The organism is Cobetia sp. 5-11-6-3 (assembly GCF_013374055.1).
GTDB lineage: Bacteria > Pseudomonadota > Gammaproteobacteria > Pseudomonadales > Halomonadaceae > Cobetia > Cobetia marina.
Genome location: NZ_BLWJ01000027.1, coordinates 1 through 340, shown reverse-complemented (window position 1 = coordinate 340; position 340 = coordinate 1). Strand labels below are relative to the sequence as shown.

1 rRNA gene is annotated in these 340 nt (G+C 51.5%); it reads right to left on the bottom strand.

The features are described from left to right. Positions 1-340, bottom strand: a 23S ribosomal RNA gene (locus HXS66_RS17255); the annotation flags it as partial.

Genomic DNA, 340 nt, shown 5'->3' with positions numbered 1-340 from the left:
CGCAGTCAAGCACCCTTATGCTCTTGCACTCAATGCACGATTTCCAACCGTGCTGAGGGTACCTTCGTGCTCCTCCGTTACTCTTTAGGAGGAGACCGCCCCAGTCAAACTACCCACCATACACTGTCCTCGATCCGGATAACGGACCTGAGTTAGAACGCCAATGATGTCAGGCTGGTATTTCAAGGTTGGCTCCACCACATCTGGCGACGTGGTTTCAAAGCCTCCCAGCTATCCTACACAGACAACATCAGCATCCAGTGTAAAGCTATAGTAAAGGTTCACGGGGTCTTTCCGTCTAGCCGCGGGTACACAGCATCTTCACTGCGATTTCAATTTC